At 30.4% G+C, this 18,652-nt stretch carries 22 protein-coding genes; 10 read left to right on the top strand and 12 right to left on the bottom strand.

The features are described 5' to 3' along the window. The first annotated feature begins 159 nt into the window (after nt 1-159). The 10 genes from G6CMJM_RS02785 (at nt 160) to G6CMJM_RS02750 (ending at nt 6,151) form a co-directional block, all read left to right on the top strand. Nucleotides 160-408 carry a hypothetical protein gene (locus G6CMJM_RS02785; RefSeq protein WP_129718955.1) on the top strand — a complete coding sequence of 83 codons (249 nt, stop codon included), beginning with the start codon at nt 160-162 and terminating at the stop codon, nt 406-408. A gap of 70 nt (nt 409-478) precedes the next feature. Next, nucleotides 479-637 carry a hypothetical protein gene (locus G6CMJM_RS03215; protein ID WP_165302683.1) on the top strand — a complete coding sequence of 53 codons (159 nt, stop codon included), beginning with the start codon at nt 479-481 and terminating at the stop codon, nt 635-637. Between the two features lie 65 nt (nt 638-702). Next, on the top strand, nt 703-867 hold the full coding sequence (locus G6CMJM_RS03210; RefSeq protein WP_165302681.1) for a hypothetical protein: 165 nt from the start codon (nt 703-705) through the stop codon (nt 865-867). 132 nt (nt 868-999) lie between these two features. Continuing rightward, nucleotides 1,000-2,472, top strand: a complete 1,473-nt coding sequence (locus G6CMJM_RS02780; RefSeq protein ID WP_129718954.1) for a hypothetical protein — start codon at nt 1,000-1,002, stop codon at nt 2,470-2,472. 2 nt (nt 2,473-2,474) lie between these two features. After that, nucleotides 2,475-2,786: a hypothetical protein gene (locus G6CMJM_RS02775; RefSeq protein WP_129718953.1), complete on the top strand. Its 312-nt coding sequence runs from the start codon at nt 2,475-2,477 to the stop codon at nt 2,784-2,786. Further along, complete coding sequence (locus G6CMJM_RS02770) at nt 2,786-3,514, top strand: ATP-binding protein (protein WP_129718952.1); 729 nt, start codon at nt 2,786-2,788, stop codon at nt 3,512-3,514. Before G6CMJM_RS02775 ends, G6CMJM_RS02770 begins: the two co-directional genes overlap by 1 nt. 413 nt (nt 3,515-3,927) lie before the next feature. Next, nucleotides 3,928-4,845 carry a rolling circle replication-associated protein gene (locus tag G6CMJM_RS02765; protein WP_129718951.1) on the top strand — a complete coding sequence of 306 codons (918 nt, stop codon included), beginning with the start codon at nt 3,928-3,930 and terminating at the stop codon, nt 4,843-4,845. 55 nt (nt 4,846-4,900) lie between these two features. After that, nucleotides 4,901-5,107, top strand: coding sequence for a hypothetical protein (locus tag G6CMJM_RS02760; RefSeq protein WP_129718950.1), 207 nt, complete (start codon nt 4,901-4,903; stop codon nt 5,105-5,107). 185 nt (nt 5,108-5,292) lie between these two features. After that, entirely contained in the window at nt 5,293-5,481 is a 189-nt protein-coding gene (locus tag G6CMJM_RS02755; RefSeq protein WP_129718949.1) for a hypothetical protein, read from the top strand. A 259-nt stretch (nt 5,482-5,740) separates the two neighbouring features. Continuing rightward, nucleotides 5,741-6,151: a hypothetical protein gene (locus tag G6CMJM_RS02750; RefSeq protein ID WP_129718948.1), complete on the top strand. Its 411-nt coding sequence runs from the start codon at nt 5,741-5,743 to the stop codon at nt 6,149-6,151. A gap of 155 nt (nt 6,152-6,306) precedes the next feature. Here the strand turns inward: G6CMJM_RS02750 and G6CMJM_RS02745 are convergent, their stop codons facing one another. The 12 genes from G6CMJM_RS02745 to G6CMJM_RS02690 form a co-directional block, all read right to left on the bottom strand. Then, a complete protein-coding gene (locus G6CMJM_RS02745; RefSeq protein WP_129718947.1) occupies nt 6,307-6,672 on the bottom strand; it encodes a response regulator in 366 nt (121 codons plus the stop codon). Between the two features lie 7 nt (nt 6,673-6,679). Then, a complete protein-coding gene (locus tag G6CMJM_RS02740) occupies nt 6,680-8,164 on the bottom strand; it encodes a sensor histidine kinase (protein WP_129718946.1) in 1,485 nt (494 codons plus the stop codon). Nucleotides 8,165-8,186: 22 nt separating this feature from the next. Continuing rightward, nucleotides 8,187-9,281: a DUF3048 domain-containing protein gene (locus G6CMJM_RS02735; RefSeq protein WP_129718945.1), complete on the bottom strand. Its 1,095-nt coding sequence runs from the start codon at nt 9,279-9,281 to the stop codon at nt 8,187-8,189. Nucleotides 9,282-9,445: 164 nt separating this feature from the next. Beyond that, nucleotides 9,446-11,581, bottom strand: coding sequence for an AAA family ATPase (locus G6CMJM_RS02730; protein ID WP_129718944.1), 2,136 nt, complete (start codon nt 11,579-11,581; stop codon nt 9,446-9,448). Between the two features lie 521 nt (nt 11,582-12,102). Continuing rightward, nucleotides 12,103-12,915 (bottom strand): carbohydrate kinase family protein, encoded by an 813-nt coding sequence (locus G6CMJM_RS02725; RefSeq protein ID WP_129718943.1) that lies wholly within the window; start codon nt 12,913-12,915, stop codon nt 12,103-12,105. Beyond that, on the bottom strand, nt 12,915-13,796 hold the full coding sequence (locus tag G6CMJM_RS02720; protein WP_129718942.1) for an exodeoxyribonuclease III: 882 nt from the start codon (nt 13,794-13,796) through the stop codon (nt 12,915-12,917). The genes G6CMJM_RS02725 and G6CMJM_RS02720 overlap by 1 nt, the downstream gene beginning before the upstream one ends. After that, nucleotides 13,783-13,977: a type II secretion system protein gene (locus G6CMJM_RS02715; protein ID WP_129718941.1), complete on the bottom strand. Its 195-nt coding sequence runs from the start codon at nt 13,975-13,977 to the stop codon at nt 13,783-13,785. The genes G6CMJM_RS02720 and G6CMJM_RS02715 overlap by 14 nt, the downstream gene beginning before the upstream one ends. Before the next feature lie 14 nt (nt 13,978-13,991). Next, the gene (gene smpB / locus G6CMJM_RS02710; RefSeq protein ID WP_129718940.1) at nt 13,992-14,462 is read right to left on the bottom strand and encodes an SsrA-binding protein SmpB; all 471 of its coding nucleotides are present in this window, start codon (nt 14,460-14,462) and stop codon (nt 13,992-13,994) included. A gap of 2 nt (nt 14,463-14,464) precedes the next feature. Further along, nucleotides 14,465-16,180 carry a LamG-like jellyroll fold domain-containing protein gene (locus G6CMJM_RS02705; RefSeq protein WP_129718939.1) on the bottom strand — a complete coding sequence of 572 codons (1,716 nt, stop codon included), beginning with the start codon at nt 16,178-16,180 and terminating at the stop codon, nt 14,465-14,467. Nucleotides 16,181-16,201: 21 nt separating this feature from the next. Then, nucleotides 16,202-16,834, bottom strand: coding sequence for a hypothetical protein (locus G6CMJM_RS02700; RefSeq protein WP_129718938.1), 633 nt, complete (start codon nt 16,832-16,834; stop codon nt 16,202-16,204). Between the two features lie 110 nt (nt 16,835-16,944). Beyond that, the gene (locus G6CMJM_RS02695; protein WP_129718937.1) at nt 16,945-17,265 is read right to left on the bottom strand and encodes a hypothetical protein; all 321 of its coding nucleotides are present in this window, start codon (nt 17,263-17,265) and stop codon (nt 16,945-16,947) included. Nucleotides 17,266-17,563: 298 nt separating this feature from the next. Next, the gene (locus G6CMJM_RS02690; RefSeq protein ID WP_206660774.1) at nt 17,564-18,451 is read right to left on the bottom strand and encodes a J domain-containing protein; all 888 of its coding nucleotides are present in this window, start codon (nt 18,449-18,451) and stop codon (nt 17,564-17,566) included. Between the last annotated feature and the right edge of the window lie 201 nt (nt 18,452-18,652).

Here is an 18,652-nt window from a genome sequence, read left to right as displayed (position 1 = left end):
AACTTATTTTTTGTCATTAAACTTCATGTATTCTTAATCATCTTTTTAATTTTACTTATATGTCGCAAAAGGTATAATGTGCGACATTTGACATATTTTTTTATCTAGTATACAATTCGCTTATAAACATAAATTATAATCAACCGAAAGGATAAAAATATGCAAAATCAATCAGAAAAAATAAATGTTTTAAATAGAATCTACTCTGCTCACATCTCACCTAAAGAATTTATTAACCCTGAAAATAAACAAATTATTAGTTACCATGTTCTAGAACTCGGTCTAAATCTTAATGGATCCGATCAGATTTTAGAGCTTAAATTATCTAACAAGTCTAATGCAAAACTATTAATCTTATCTTCAACACCAAAACCTTCTAACTTCTTGGAGGATAATGAAAATATGTAAAAGGTCGGCATTATCCAATAAAACAAAAAGCGAACAAAAATAATAAAAATTAGAAAAGGTACAAAATAATATGAATATATTTCCACAAGATACTGCAACTAAGCTTATTGAAAGCCTAACAGGTGTTTTAACAAGCAACATGCCAATCATTATTGCCCTATTAGGCTTTACACTTGGTGTTGGTTTAGCTTTCCGTCTTTTGAAAAAATTCTCAAAAGTAAAAGCTTAATCTTTAGACCTGGGCAAGTCTTTAAACTGCCCTTTATATTAATTTTAAAAAAGGATAATTAAATAATGCATCATTTTCAAACTGTTGATTCTATGGTTGTATTGCACGCTCTATTAGATTTAATACGTGAATTTTTCATTTTTATGTTACCTATTATAGGTCTATTAGCTGGTGTTTATATAATTTGGCGAATGTTAATATCTGTTTTATTTACAAAAGGTTGGTTTTAAATGGAAGTTACTCGCATTTGGTCGCCTCTTCATTCCCCTGTTTATTTTGATCATATAACATGGCTTGCTTTACTTATAGTTTTGTCTATATCTGTAATAATTATTATTAAACTTGGAGAAAGGCGTTAATAAATGAATAAAAAAATATTAATTTTTGTTTTTACTATTTTATTTACATCTTTAGTTATTCCCTTTAGTAGTGTTTTTGCTACTCCCGAAGATGATTTAACAAAAATTAACAATCATTATGAAACATTAAAAACAAAAATTAATAAATACGGTGTTCGTAAGTTTAATAAAGAAGATTATATTTATTCTAAAGATGTATCTCAAGCAAAAGCAACAGATCAAAAAATATACTGGGATGTAGCTTTATATATGGGTTCTGCTATTTGTTCTAAAAAATATGCTAAACCTTATGATCGTGAGTACTGGGATAAAGCATGCGAATCTTTTAGAGATAAAAAATATAAATCATTTTTAAATATTATTAAAACCGATTCATTTGCTAGTGCTTCATTCGTTTTTTACACTGGAAATAAAGAAAATGAACCTATTTTTAGACATTATAAAAAAGATGGTTTTTATAATGGCTTTGCCTCTCAGTCTTTACCTAGAAGAGTTCTAGAACGTGATTTTACTGAAATATATGCTGATATTCATTTTACTTATGATAAAACAAAACGTTTTCATTTATCAGAGAATGTTGAGATGAATTCTTCTAATATTTATACTAAATTAAATGATGATCAAAATAATAAAGTATTTTTGATGGGTCAAAATAAATATCAATTTATAAATGTATTTAACGATTTTAGAGTTGAATATCCTGATGATTTCCCCCTTAGTGATAAAACTTCCAATGATAACCCTGCTTTAAATAATAAGCCTGATTATTATCCATATTTTGCTTATAAAGTGCATGATATGAATCTAAACGGTGAAATTATTAATGTTAATGCCGATAAAAAAATGGCTTTAGATCCTTTAATGTATATGCCTAATTATGAACTTTATAAAGAAGATAAAACAACTAAAATTTTTGAATATCATGGTGATAATTTATATGATAAATTTAATTATGATTTTGAAGAAAAAGGCTATTACTGGGTTAAAACTTATGTAAACTCAAAACCACCATTAAAAAATACTATTGATGAAGACTGGATCCATCAACCTGTATACGCAAAAATTAAAATAGGTTCGGGTGATTATACTTTTTTCCCTAATGATAAAAAATACTGTGATCAAGAGAACTGTGAAGTTCCTATATATGCCGAATCTTGCGTAGCTACACATGAAAAACTCGGCGAGGCTGTAGGTTGTGAAATTCAAAATCTTGATTTTTTCTTTTCTCAAAAATTAGGTGTTCTGTATTTTCCTATAACTGCATTAAAACATGTTATCGGCGTTTATTCTAATAATACAATAACTTGCCATATTAAAATATCTCAATATGATATGAACGCTTGTTATATACAGGAAAAAACACCACAAATTTATTCGTTGTTAAATATGTTCGCAAACGGTGCGTTAATTTGTTGCCTTATATTTTGGTTAAGACATGAACTATACGCAATATTATCAGGTAATGGGGAGGAATAAAAATGGATATTACTAAATCTTTAGAAATTGCTGTTATATCTATATTTTCTACAATTGTTGCTTCATTAAAATTAACTTTTGGTTGGTTGCCTAATATTCCTAATTTTTCGGAAGATATGAGAAATTTCTTTTTTGACTTTTTAGCTTTTCCCTCTAAGTCCGGTGCTATAGGTTTTGTTGGCTGGATCTTTGGATCATTTACCGTTATAGGTTGGGTTTTATTTATATCTTTTTCTGTTATGCTTGCTAAATATGTTTATAACTTCATTATGTTTTTATTAACTAAATTACCTATATTAGGAATCAGTCGCTAATGTCTTACGCTAATTATATTAATAAAACATTTAAATTTAATTTTGGTGTTATATCCGATGATCTTAAAAATTCTAAAAATAAAGATTACTTTAAGCCTTCCGGTGTAAGCGTTTATGTCGGCTGGCAAGGAGGAGGTAAAACATTATCTGCCGTTTATCATGTAGATCGGTTGATGTCTATTTTTCCTAAATGTAAGCTTGTAACTAATATTATTTTTAATAATAATTTAATAGATTATTCAGATAGAATTATTTATTTTCAATCTGTAGATGAACTAGCCGAAAAATTAGTTAAAATTAATAATGGAGAATATGGCGTAATTTATTTAATAGATGAAATACAAACCTATTTTAATGCTTTAGATAGTAAAAATATACCACCTTATGTTTTTACGGAGATATCGCAACAACGCAAGCAACGTAAATTAATTATCGGTACTTCTCAATTATGGGATAGAATGGCAAAACCATTTAGAGAACAAGCAAATTATGAGATCCGTTGTAATACTTTTTTAAACATATTCACCACTCAGACTGTTATAGATGCACATACTTTAAAATTAGATGATAAAACAGGCCGTTCTGTAGGTAATGTTATTAAAAGGGGCTGGTTCTTCCATAATAGGCGTATACGTAATATGTACGATACATATCAAAAAGTCATATCAAGTTCAGTACAAATGGATATTTTTGAGAGTAAAAATAATATTTATATTAAAAGAAAATAATATTTCTGCTTTTCGTGTAGCACTGCTCCGAAAAGCAGAAATAAAAGGAGTTTATCAATATGTTTAAAATAACAATATCACGTAAATATGCATATATCATCACTCGTAATCGCATGGAGATAGCAAGGTATACAACCAAAAAGGACGCTAAATTAAGTCTATTAGCTATTAAATATCAATATGATCGCTTAGAACGTATACAGAATGAATTACACTTTTACACTATTCTTTTTAGATCTGGTTGTTCATTATCCGTATACACATCAAAAAACAATACTGAAGAACAATTTAAAGACTATTTCAATATTAAGCGTATAGATATTTAAACATATTAAAAAGGGCTTTAGCCCCCTTGTCAAGGACTACACTTAATCAACATAATAATTTTATAAGAGTTAATAGGAGTTACTCATATGTCTTCATTAGATGCATTAACCTCAAAAATATTGCATAATATGTATAAACAAGATATTGGACTTAAATATAAAGTCATATCAAGTTATGCTAAAATTTATCCGGATAAAATAAAAATAATAAAATATTTCTCCCCTCTTACCATAGATCGTTTTAGAAGTGTTAACGGTTTAGCTAATGAAGAACTAACAAGTGAAAAAGATAACTTACAAAAATCAATTAATAGAACAAAAACAAAAATATCAGATTATGTTTTATGTAATAACTTCACCCATTTCGCTACGTTCACGTTTGATCCTAACAACCCTAAAGTAAAAGGAAATGAAAACCGTAAAAACTTTAATAATATGTCGGATTTACTCAAAAACTGGCTAAATACAGAACAGATCAACCACCAAAGAAAGCACGGATCGAAATTTAAATACTTAATTGTACCGGAAAGACACAAAAACGGCGCTTGGCACTTCCATGCATTATTAGAAGACTATAAGAATGAAGTTAGGGACTTTTATAGCTCTAAAAACCCATATATTACCGTAAATGAAATTAAAACGGCTAAAAGGTATAAAGGTCGCAATTATTTAGTGCGTTATAATTTAGGCCGTTCAGAAGTTGCCCCAATCCGTGATAAAACTAAAATGTCATCATATATTAAAAAATATATAACAAAAGAACTCATAACAGAGAAATACGCTAAGCGTTATTGGTCGTCTCGCAACCTTATTGCCCCCGAAGTTATAGAGAACCTCGCCCCTCTAACAATGCCTCAAGAATATAGAACTAAAGTTCATGATTATCATGAAATATATGAAGTACCCTATCCATCAGATTACGCCGATTTTCTCTTAGAAGTTGATCGTGTTGAACGTGTATTTAGTCGTAACAAGCTCCGCAAACTGTTGCAAGGCGCGTGCTAATCTACGGCTAAGCGACCACCTTGCAACAAGGACTAAAACAAACTATAATATGCTTATGAATGAAGAACAATTTAAAAAAAATTCTCAATATACCGATAATGAAATATTAATGGCTAACAATTTATTATTATCTAAAATTAATAATAAGTTATTAATTATAGTTTTAATTCTTGTAACTCCTATTATAGTAGCTATTATTTTCTGGATATTATTTTATTTTTTGGCTTCTGCCTCATTCCACTTACCTTTTTATTTAAAATAAAATTTTTGTTGTAAAATTAACAATTTTAAAATATTAAATTTATGTTATAGTATTAATAGTTTTAAACTGTTAATACTTATTTTTTTACAATATTTTCTGTAATAGTCAATACAAGGTATATTGTGCGACGTTATGTTATAATCAAATTGTAATATACAATTAAACTGTTTTGAAAGGATAAAAAAATGCAAAACAATCAAATTAACTTAACACAAGATAATATTATTTCCACCCTTGCCCGATTATCTATTCAAACTAAAACATCACAAAAAAATAAAACGAATTTTCATATTATTACTTTACACTTCAAAAACGGTCTAGAGATTGATTATTTTATAGATAAAAAGATATATTCGGTCTTAAAGATGCTATAAACAGTAAAACAGATATTAACAACTTTTTGGAGGATAATGAAAATATGTAAAAGGTCGGCATTATCCAATTAAACAAAAAGCGAACAAAAATAAAATTTGGCGAATGTTAATATCTGTTTTATTTACAAAAGGTTGGTTTTAAATGGAGACAACGTGTATTCGGTCGTAACAAGTTTAACAGACTGCCCTGCAAGGCGCGTGCTACTCCACAGCTAAGCGATAGATTGCAACAAGGACTAAAATAAACTATAATATGCTTATGGAAAATAAGCGTATAACTAATAGCTACAATAAAAACATTCAACCTTTACATAACGATATTAAAATAGAAAAAAATAGATCTTTTGCCTCTCCCGAAGTGCAAAAAAGAGCCGTTGAAGTACAGAACGCAAACACTCCCCAAAGCTATAGGGATAAGTTAGCCGAAGAAACAAGGGATATATTAAAACAAAAACAAAATTATGAAATAAAGTCAGCAATTAGGCATATGCGAAAGAATGTTTTAAAATTAGCTTTTGTTTTTGCATTATTTTTTGTTCTTTCGAATCCTGCAAAAAATGAAACTGCTTTTTTGTGGCTTTTCTTTATTGTTCTACAAATTCCGTATTACACCATACGTAGATCGTGGATTATAAAAGATCATAAAGATACACAAGATTTTGATATTTAAATAAACGTATTTGTAAATACGTTTATTTTTATTTGTAATTAATTTAAATGTAATTTTTGTATTTTTTATTATTCCTACTAGTATAATCTATAATATTGCAAAACTATAACTTAAATAGTAAACAAAAATTAAACAATAAAATAAAAAGTCATTTTCTATAATTTGCTAATTATATCTAGTAGTTTATGTGGTGTTATATCGGCTTTTATCAAATATCCGTCAGCATGGTTAGCTATAGCGTTCCTGCTCTCCTCATCTTGTTGGTAGTTGGTCATAATTAAAACTTTTGTATTAGGGATATAATCATCATTACCTCTTAGCTCGTTTAGTATATCATCCCCTTTCATTTCTGGTAGCATAATATCAATAATAATAAGGTCATAAGGCTTATTTCTAGCCATTACAAGGCCGTCTTTACCATCTACAGCCCATTCAACGCTGTAATTAGCCATTGTTAAGCTACGTACGTACATTTCGCCAATAAAACGATCATCTTCTATTAATAAAATATTTTTAATCATTACGCTTCTACTTTACCTTTCCATGATTTCTTATCCATCCACCACTACTTTGTCCAATAATATTCATATCCTTATTTTGCAATTGGTTTGCTACAGATTTATATATAGGGATTGAGAAAGTAAAAATTGACCCTTCCCCTTCTGTACTTTCTACAGATATTTCTCCGCCCATTTTAATGGCTATAGCTTGAGATAAATACAAGCCAATACCTGTTCCAGCTACAGTCTCCCTACTTCTATGGCTACGGTAGAATTTTTGAAAAAGGTTAGGCATTACATTTAAAGGTATACCAATCCCCCAGTCTTGCACTTTAATATTTACAAAATTGCCAACCCTTTCTGCAGTAATTTTTACTAAACCTCCATCGTTACTATATTTTATTGCATTGTCAATTAAGTTTGTTAAAACTTCACTAAACCCAGAAAGGTCTGTTCCTATAGTTGGTATTTTTTCAGGAATATCAAATTCAATTAATCTATTTTGGGAAGTAGCTCTTAAAATTACATCTTCTTTTATAGAATTTATTGCTTCATCTACGCTGTGTTCAGATATAGTAAAAGATAGGCGATTTTGATCTAATCGTGATACATTTAAAATATTATTTACATATCCACTAAGTTTATTTGCTGATACTGTTAGTCTTTCAAATAATTCAATATGCTCGTTTGATAGTCCTGAGCCGATTTCTGCAATTAATATTTCAAGATATCCACGAATAATAGTTATAGGTCCTCTTAATTCATGGGCTGCAAAAGCAATAAAGTTTAGGTCTCCTTGGTCTTCTTGATAAAGTTCAGTTTTATCTATAAAAATTAAGAATGTCATATCTTCACAGTCTTTTCTGAAATGAGCTTCAATATCATAAAAATATTGCTTTGAATTTTCGTCTATTGGATTGTTAGCTATCCTTGTCCATATCTTGGTGGCTGTTATTTCATTTTTCTTGCTATTATTAATCCACTGGGCTATAGTTGGCTGATTTGTAAATACTAAATTATTTATATCTGGCATAGAAGCATTAGCTTTAACTACTTTGCCATGCTTATCTAAAATGCACCATCCTATAGGTGATTTCTCTAAAATTGATTCTATGCTACTATTAGGTATAGTTGCTTTAAATGTTTTTTTAATATCTCTAGTATCGGCTTTTAACAAGAACTTTAAAACCTCACTGAAATTATTATGTTTTTGTATTGCTTCTATAGGCGTTTCAGTTGCCTGAGCGTTAAAAGTAAGGTTCATAATTATATCTAATAATTGCTTATGAGGTTTAATAAATAGTGTATATATAGAGTATTGAAAGAAAAATATACTAATAAAAATTAGAGCAATAAACAATACGGCGTAAAAATTGGCTATATTTACGTTACTAAACAGACAAAATAGTATAAATAGTGTTAGAAATACAAACCAGCTAAAAAAAATTAATAATAATGCTTTTTTATTTATACTTTGCCAATATTTTTTAATTTTATTTTTGTTGTCACTCATATAGCTTAATTATAACATATTACTACTGCCAACTCATATTACCGTCATAATTACCTATAGCTACTATCCATTTTTGACCAGAGATGAATTCAAAATTTTTGCCGTCTTTTTTAAAATATAGTGGTGAATTTTCGCTATCTTTATGCCATTCTACGGCCATGGCCTTGCCTTCTTGAAATACTATAGCCTCCCCTGAGCCGATAGTTTGATAATTAGTATGGTAACCATCGCTAGCCCTACCATTATTAATCTTCATAGCAATTAATACTTTTGGTGATATTTGACCTTTTTCTCTATCTAAATGTGGTGAACCTGCCTGGTTTCTTAGGTAGCAGTTACATTCTTGGTTATAATTATAGCTAGAATTATATAAATAACCACTAATAGTAATGTTTACCTGCTTAGCATCTTTTTGAATTTCCTTATTATCGTCTCGGTGTGAAAAACCTTGGAAATTTGAACTGTTCCAATTATATTTTTGAGCTAATTGGTGTAAATTATTAGTTGTAGTATATACATTATGTGGGGCGTATCTATCCCTAGATCGCCAAAAAGTACTGTCATTAAAAAATTGATCCATGTCCCTATGATGGCCGTCTCTAGCTCTAATTAAAGCGTCGTAAGACCCACCCACATGGGCTATAGAGGCATTATAGCTACCAACCCAATCTAAATAATAAGAGCGGAGGCTTCTTACTGGTCCAATTAAATTAGAGGTATTATGTTGATATAAAGCTAAAAAGCGTGTAATTCCACCCTCCGCCACTGCCTCAAAAACTACTTCAGCATCCTTAAGCCCAGATTGTGGTCTAGCAGGAACAGAATTTTCTATCATTACCCCTAATACTGGTTTTTGTAATTCCTCTTTATTTTTTAGTTCCATACCTAGAAGTGAAGAATATATTTTTTGTGGTGGTAGTTTCTCTTCTTTCTTTTCAACTTTCACCTCAGCTGGCTTATTTACTGATGCATTTTCTTGTTTCTTATTTAAATTAATAATAAGAAAAGTAATTGCTAAAACTAGCAATATAAATAATAGAATTAAAATATATTTTGTTTGTTTGTGTTTGAAATGAATACTTAAAATTTTTCTTTTATTTGCATTTTTATTTTTCATAGTATCCCCTATTTATATTGTAACCACTTAAGCTTTAAAAGTCAAAATGCCCACACCTCACCCAGCAGTCCAACAACTAACCAACTCTAGCCCCTTAACCCCAGTGATTTCAAGTTACTGGGGTTTATCCACTGATCTTTATGAACTGCATAGAATTTTTTATCTTATTTTTTCATCTCATTAAAGTGAACTTTGTCCATGTCCTCTATGATTTGCATTAAGGTTTTGCTATTTTGTACTATGCCATCCATTCTAATTGGTTGGTGTGACAAGACGTTTATAAAAGTAAGCAGCTCTCCCAGCTTACGCTTCTTGTTGTTTCCTAATGTTTTTCCTGTAGCTTCATAGTATAGAGATTCTATTTCGGATTGATTAGACTTTTGTGGAAGAAGATTCGGTTTTTTAAAGTTTAAAAATTCTTCAAAAATACGCCTCATACTATTAGCCGCGTGATAAATCTCGCACTGCTCCAATTCATCTGTATTTTTATCTTTCAATATATAGATTTCTTGAAATAATTTCTTATACGGAGCAATATTCCCTTGACAAGTTCGTATTTCGCTATAAAAATTGTTACTTGAATTTTTATATATTTCAAAAATTCCGTAATTAGTGCCCACAGTTTTTATTCCATATGTAATTTGACAAAAATCATTCCAAGAATGAGTAAGTAAAAATATTTGAGGGAATTCTTCGGACAGTATTTTTTTAATTATCTCTAAAACATAGAATTTATTAGAATCATCAAGACTTGATATAGGGTCATCGATTATTATAAGTTTAATTTCAGGCTTAAATTTTGTCTGCTCTTTATCACTATATAATTCAAAGTAAAAATATAGCAATGCTAGAAGGTTTTTCTCTCCCTCACTTACATTATCAATTGTTAGATTGCAATCTTCAAGGGTATGTCTCAAATAATAATTATTGTCCTTTAAACTTAATGTAATATGAATTCCTAAACTACTTAACACTTCGTTTAAGAAATTCATAAAATCAATATATTCAGATTTACTTTCTTCTAAAGTTCGTATTTTCCCTAAAAGTTCTTTATTATTATTTTCAATTTCCTCAATTTCTGCTTCATTTTCTTGAATATTTTTTAATTCTTCTGAAATATTTGATTCTTCAATAGCAATTGCAATCGTTCCTTTCGCAATCCTTTCAATATTGCCGATTGAAGTATTTATTTCGTCTAACTTTTTCTTATGTATATCCTGAATTTCTTTGGATTTTTTACCGACTTCTTTTTCAAATTCTAAAATATAATCTTCTATTTCTATTGATTTATCCATATTTAGAATCTTTCTTTCAATTTCCTCTATAAGATGAGTGGTATATTCTAAATAATCAAAATTAAATATTTTGTCTATCTCTTCTTCAGAATATCCAAGAACAAATAAATTCTCCTTAATTCTTTTAGCATTATCAATGTTCTTTATATTACTATCTAAACACTCCTTAATTCCTTCTAGTCTAAAGATATCTTTCTGCTTAGAATCTTCTTTATATCTTCTAATAGAATCTTTTACATCTTCAAGATTAAAATTATTATGACAGAACTTACATATAGTGTCAGATTCATCATGTAACGAGACACCTTTCTCCAGCCATCTAATTACCTCAGAAGTCGGTATGTCACCAATCAGTATATATTTTTTTTGTAAAGCATCGAATAGAAATTCTTTATCATCAGTAGGGATCTCTTGTATTTTCAAATTGGGAAGCTGAGTCCTTGTTATTCTACCCTTCTCCTTTTCCAACTCATCACTGTCAGCGGTAAACTTTTTAATATACTCTCGATTGTTCACTTTTAGTGCATTTTCTAAATCTGCCGAGTATTGTTCTATGACTTCCTCAACTTTAAGTTTAGATTGCTTTTTATTAATATTTGCAGTTCCTTTTTTATTATCGTGAATACTATTAATCTTTTCTCGAATAGCCTGCCGTTTTTGAGTATTTTCCTTTTTTCGTTCCGTAACGTCTTTTATTTGTTTTTGTAATTCTGCAATCTCTTTTGCGATATCTGCATCTTTTTTACTAAAAGAAACTTTAATTCCCTTAATAGTAGAGTCACTATTATCTAATAACAATCGATTTTTTACATAGTCTCTATTAAAAAATCGAATTGACTCTTCCGTGGTATCTTTTTTAGAGTATTCCTCAACGATCCCTTTAGACAGTGAACTCTTTCCCCTACCATTATAGCCAAACAGTATATTTTTCTGTTTGAAGAACTCCTCTGGAGTAGAATAATTTTTAAACGACTTATAGGTATAATTTTTAATAGCTTCAATCATAATATAAACCTCTCTATAGCTATATTATATTACTGTTTAAAAATTTTTGGAAATTTTCCCTTCCACGGTTGACTTGTAGTAATTTTATATTAACATTTTTCTCCTTTTTAAATTATTTACCCGTATTTATAATTAAAAAATTCCCCCCTCTACACAGACTAATATTGTGTAAATACGCAATAAGTCGTGTGTCAAAGTGGAGCTGAAACGACGGCATTGCCGCAAAGCTATCCAGCCCGAACCGAAAGGTGAAGCGAACATAAAACACCCAATTTTCCTCGGGTATTTACGCTATAAAACTATTCAATCCAATCTAAAAATACGGAGTCATTCCATTTTAAATCAGAGTTTGAAGGTGGTAGAGGCTTGAATTTTTGAACAACCACCTCGGGCTCTCTACCTTTTCTAGAAACTTTATATAAAATTGGTTCTTCCTGGCTAGAAGCTCTTGATTTAGATAAAAGCGAGTTGTAGATCGTTCTGCATAAAAGAATGGGACTGCTGAGCGAAGTATGGTATAATTAATCCACTAGTGAAGTAATTGAAGCCTTAGCTTTATCCTTATTCCATATTTGATAACTTATAACTTTAGCTGGAATTTCACCTGTCCAAATTCTTAAAGGCGTTACCTTGTCGTTATTAATTTTTGAAGAAATAGGCATTGAATATACTTCTCCATCTAGACTTACAACAACATTATCTTGATACAAGGTTATAACTTGGCAAGGGTATGATAAAGTAAACTTGTGTAAAGTATCTACTAAATTATTAAATTGCATTGAAAAAGTTAAGGCTTTTGGGAAGAAAGTATTTTTAAAAATTTTTTGCAATTGATTAAAACTTGCAAAAATAGTAATATTAGGTTTTTCTAATAGTTCAGTAAAACTATTTATTAATATGTCTACACTATCTCTAGCTATAAGCACAGGCTTATTTGATTCCAGTAAAAATTTTTCAAATACAACAGCTGTTTCAGAATCTTTATTTATGTCCCCTATGAATAAAAGTGCGTCAGCCCACTTCTCGCCTGCTTTTATATCATCTAGCGAGCTACTAGAAAACCCTCCTGATGGGTTAGAAAGTGTATATATAACATCATTATTATCAATTTTTATAATTTTTTTTAAGGTGTCTGGAATTAAAACTTTTACTTCGCCAACACCTGTTTTTAAAGCTATATTGTAGGTGGTAGCTAAGCTTAGGAAAGTGCTTTTATTACCACCCACAATAAGTAGCTTACCAGCCATAGCTTTTTGTTCAGGTTTATTCCAAGCAATGTCAGGAAATAATAGCTTATTGCTTTGTACTTGCCAGTATTTAAAGTTATTATTCACTATTTTACCTCTATAGATATTGGACAATGGTCGCTACCAAAAATATCATTATGAATTGAAGCGTTATTCACCTTAGTGCTTACTATATTGTTGGATATTATAAAATAATCAATACGCCAACCTATATTTCTTTCCCTACTTTTTGCAAAATGGCTCCACCAAGTAAAAATGCCTTCTTGGGTTGGGTTTTCTTTTCTATAAATATCAACTAAATTATTGGCTATAAAATTACTAAATCCTGCTCGCTCTTCGTTAGTAAAACCGTGTTTTCCTTTATTTTGTTTAGGGTTAGATAGGTCTATTTCTTGGTGGGCTACATTTAAGTCGCCACAAAAAATTACTGGTTTTGCAGATATATTATTGTCTTCTTGTTTAATATTTTGAATATTTTTTTCACTAAAATCAGCAATTTTAAAGCTCCCTTTTTCTAGGCCTTTTATAAAATCTAAGAAAGCCTTATCCCACTGTTCTCTTATTTTTAGCCTTGCTAAATCATTTTTAGTGTTAGGGGTGTATACTGTTATTAGCCAAAAATCTTCCAACTCAACACCGCATATTCTCCCCTCTTTAGTTATATCACCAAAAGAATCTACTAAATTATATTTATCTATAATTATTTTAGGGAAATTATAAATTACCCTAATCGGTTCTTTTTTAGTCCAAATAGATGTTCCAGCATACCCTTTTTTATCGGCGTGGCTGTAAAATTGGTAGTACTGATTATATTTATCTTTAAAATCCTCTTTACTAAGTAAAGTAGCATCAATTTTAATTTCTTGAAAGCAGGCTATATCGGGGTTTTTATTTTCTATAAAGCTACCAAGACTTCCCTTTTTTTCTACAGCACGAATGCCGTTTATGTTCCAGCTAAATATATTCATATTCTTCTTTTATCCATCTATATTCATTTATAGCTGCTAAAATTCTAGAAGCTTCCTGTTTTCTTTCATTATCTCTTTCGGCACGCTGCAAGGCTGGCAGGGTTAAAAAGATCATCATAAAAATTAGTCCAGCTACAGCTAAAACTAGAACTACTTCTATAATAGTAAAACCTTTTTTCATTTTTTACCCTCCTTTTACCTATAACTTTTTAACAGTTTAGCATTTTCTCTATTGCTTTGCTTTTGTTTTAAAGCTTCCCTTTTATCAAACTTCTTTTTACCTTTACCACTAGCTATTACTATTTTTATATACCTTCCGCCACTGAGTATTCTAATAGGTACGATAGTCATACCAGCTTGTTTTTCTAGGGCTAACTTATCTAGTTCTTTCCTATTAACTAGCAATTTTTTCGGTGAAGTATCAATAGTAGTTTCACTTTTGCCTTCGCCTGTATTTTTAAAAGAAAGGCTAGCATTATTAAGCCAAAGCTCGTTATTACGTATGGTAATAAATGCACCTTTCAGGCTAACTCTATTATCACGAATAGCCCTCACCTCTACCCCCTTAAGACTCATGCCGGCAGTTAAGGGGGTATTTAATTGGTAGTCGAAACTAGCACGGCGATTTTCTATAGATTTCAGCGTTATATTTTTTTTCTTTTTCATATTTAGTTTCGCTTATTCTTTAGTGTATAAATAGCTCTTACTTGCGCAGGATTCAATACGCTATCGTAATAATTAAAATATTGAAGTTGTCCAGTAAAGCTAGCAAGGTTATTCCACGCTCCATCAGCATTTGGCCAGTTAATCGATCTTCCACAGCCAATTCTCCACTGACCATTGTTAATATTTTGGCCGTTTCTCATATTAGAGTCGGATGAAGCTAGCTCTCCGTCAAGATAAAGTTTTGCGCCTTCAGTAGAAGACAATGTAGCCGTAACTAAATGCCACTGATTGTCATCATAGCGAACATTAGGCTTTGAATAGATAACTCTCAGACTACCAGGAAACAAGCCGAACGCCACCCTTCCTGTTTGTTCTATATAGATATTACGGTCATTATTTCCCTGTCCAAGAGGAGGTGTATTTTTGTCTGTAAGACCAGCTATTTTAACTAAATTTCTATCAGTTCTAAACCATACAGACATAGTGAAATTGTTAGGTTTATTAAATGTCTCTTTATTAACTAAGCATTGATCACCATCAAAAACGGAAGTGTTAATGTTATTTTCTCCATTACATGCACCACCAGTAGCTAATGTTTGGTTCTTGTGCCAGCTAGCAAGCCTATTATTACCGGAATCATCTGCTACATTATTTATGTCTAGGCTATTATTCATACTATAGCTAAAGTAGGCCCTAGGTATATTTATGCCATCTATAGTTCCACCTTTCATAGCATGGCGACAAAGCAAATTATTCCAAGTGCTAAGTTTATTATTAGTATTTTTTATTTCGGATGTAAAAACAGCAAAAGTAGACAACTGTGTTAATAATACTACTAACACCGCAAACACTATAAGTACAGCTATCAAAATATCTTTATCGCTAATTTTAACCTTTATTTTTTTACCAGCTTTAATCTCTTTAATTACCTTTTTATAGTCACGAATTGGTGCAGGTAGAAAGAATGACAATATTAAGGGTGAAAGGCAATAAAGAAGTAAGAAAATTACACCCCAAAAACCAATAGCCGCTTGAGGGGCTAGTATGTAACGACCGTCCTTATCTAGCTTAGTGACATGAATAATATCACTTTCACCAGAAGCAAGTTTTGTGCCCTCAGCCTTAAAAGTAAAAATTCCGGTATTAACTATTTTTACATTAACACCATTTTGATGGTGCGGTAAAACTACTAAAGGTTCAAAATTAAACCACGGCTTCATAAAGGCCGTAATAATCATAATCACTATTGATCCACCTACTAATCTGAAAGTCCAACGCCAATCTTCACGTATTTTAACAAATGATAATAAGTAGACTACAGTAAAGCCAATAATTATCCATGGAAGAGCTTTCCATACCCAACCTAGATATTTATTAACGAAAACGACCTTTCCTACTAATTGATCTTTTTTAATAGGTAAAGCATCTGCACTACCGTTTAAATCGCCTTTTGTAGTAAAGGTAGTATCGTTATCTATATTAACTATACGATGGGTATAAAATTTACCATTTTGTAAAAATGTTATTATATCATTTTTATTGTATTCTTCGCTAGGTTTCGAAATAACTAATGATCCTACAGGAGCAGTAGTGCCCATACTAGGGGTTGCTACTGTAAAAATTCGAAAGCCAGCGAAAAAGGCTAATAGTGCTAGGGCTATTAGGCTAACCCCTAGCACTGTAAATGTATAAAATAATGTTTTTTTATTAGCCTGCATTATATCCTTGATTATACTATATTAACCTTGGAATTGCCAAACTAGTGGCTGAGAAACAGTTTTTCCAGCATGAGCACTAGTTGCTGAAGATTTTAGTGTAGTTTTAAAAGTAATATCAACAGCTTCGTTTGGTGCAATTTCTTGCTTATTTAATTTTTGCAATAAGTTAATTGATGCAGCTAAGTTCTTAGCTGTGCCATTATAAATTACATTTTGTCCAGCTTTAATCTCAACATCAATTTGATCACAAACATCTACATTTGAAGCTGTAGTAGTATTTACATCGTTATATGTTTTACATACTTGTGGTGTTAAAGTGAAGCTAGTAGCTTTAATTGAACCAGTATTTTTTAAAGTAATATTTGTTGTTTGGCTTTCACCTGGTGCCATTACTCTTGAAGCATCGCCATATTTATTAATAGTTGCACATGTTGCTGTATTATTTGCATCGCTAACGCTTGAACAAGTAGAGTTACCTGATTTTTCTTCCATAGTTAAAGTACCAGTAACAACCTTGTTTACGCTGTTAGTAATACTTGCTACGATTGCTGAAAAAGTTGGTGTTGTAGCAATAAGCATAAGTACTGCAGCTACACCTCCAGCAACGATCATGGCAATTCTTCCGTGATCTTGAACGGTATTTTTCTTAGACATTATCTCTCCTTACATTACTATATTTTTTATGCTTTTATTATACATAAACGTAATAACAAGTTCAATAGTAGCAAAAATAAAAAAGGCCGATTTCTCGGCCATGTTAGTAGCTATTCTACTGAGTTTATAGGGTAATGCTGAAAGCCAATAACCTTTTTAGTTATGTGATTATATTTTATGCGAAAACGGATTGGTTTGATGTGAGAGTCTACCCCTACCCTATATAACATATTTCCTATTCCTCTTAACACTACAATTTGATCATTAATATATTTTATTTCACTAAGCTCATAAATCTTTATGGTTTTATGAATACTAGGCTTAAGTGAGAATAATACTTCTAATTTTTTTCGGTCTTTTCTTTGGCCGTCTAAGAAAAAAGCATATTCAATATCTTCAATTGTAACGTTATTATATTTGATCTTTCTCATAGTAAGATCCTCCTAAAGTACTAAAAAATTTATAAACATATTTTAACATTTTTTACTAATAATGTCAAATAAATAAAAAGCCCTCCATATTGCGGTCTGAATTTAGCCATAGCTTATTTCTCTGGAACTGATAATTTTTCAAATTCGCTATAAAGTTGTGCCACAAGAGTTTTATTGTGCGCCAGAATCAAGGTTGGTTTTTGAGTGGATTGAATAATATTAGCATTATAGTTACACCACTGTATACTATATATTATACATAACATTTCTATTTTTAACTTTAGTTTTAGTTATAACCCTATCTCTTAAACATACCTAAAATACCTCGAAAAATTATAAATAAACCATACACAATCAATCCCGTATAGACAGTATACGTTCCGCCACCATTAGAATAGGCCGCGTTATATGAGCTCCATGATAAAATTCCACCAATTGTAAATAATATAAGACCTAATAAAAATTGACTACCTGGATTATAACTTGACTTTTTATTGGTATTAAGGCTATGTATATATTTTATCAGTTGCTCAAAATCAGCACAATTATAAAGTTCAGATAACTCTCGATGAGAAATTTCTTTATTAGTTCCGCCAAGGCCATTTATAAGGTTTTCATACGCTTCTTGAATTTTTAAAAAATCCTGCATATTTCCGCCTGTATCGGGGTGATGAATTTTTGATTTTTGGCGATATGCTTTCTTAATTTCTTCATCTGTAGCATTAGAATTTACGCCCAAAATTTTGGAATATTCATTTATTTTAACGGTTTTTTTAGCATTTTTATAAATAGCCAAAAATACGCTATATTGAACTTTTGCGCCAGATTTGTATTGAAAAGTCCAAACTCCACTTTCATCTTCACTAGTATATTTCTGATAATCATTATTATCTCGTATGTGATGAATAAAATTTACAGCATTTTCTCGACTTGAAAACCTTCGAGTTTCCTGCCGTTCATTATCAATATATTTAATTAAATGGAATTCAATATCTTTTTTGTTATAACTTAAAATGTCTATAGTGCAAATTTCAACATTGTTTACAGTTATAACATAACTATGCGACTGTCTAACATTAATTTCTGCACTACGAAAACCTGCTTTTATTCCGTAAACAATACTTTTTGATTCTTCTAAACTATTATATGCGTTGGCGCAAACTGAACCATTAGCTGTCATCTTCATTATAACTATATAAACCATAGAATAATCTCTCTAAAAAACATCAAAACCATAATATCAAAAAAAAATAATTCAAGCCTAAAAACTATTTCGCTCAAGCTCTTGTTCGAACTCGGTTTCATTAGTGTTTTGCATAAAATTCTTTCTCCATTAGCTCAGCTAGGCCGATAGTGAAGGTGGGCAACCTACCAGCCCGACTGAGCT

The sequence above is a fragment of the Candidatus Nanogingivalis gingivitcus genome (assembly GCF_004151455.1).
GTDB classification, from domain to species: domain Bacteria; phylum Patescibacteriota; class Saccharimonadia; order Saccharimonadales; family Saccharimonadaceae; genus Nanogingivalis; species Nanogingivalis gingivitcus.
The sequence above is the reverse complement of the archived record's forward strand: the minus strand, read 5'-3'. Positions and strand labels throughout refer to the sequence as shown.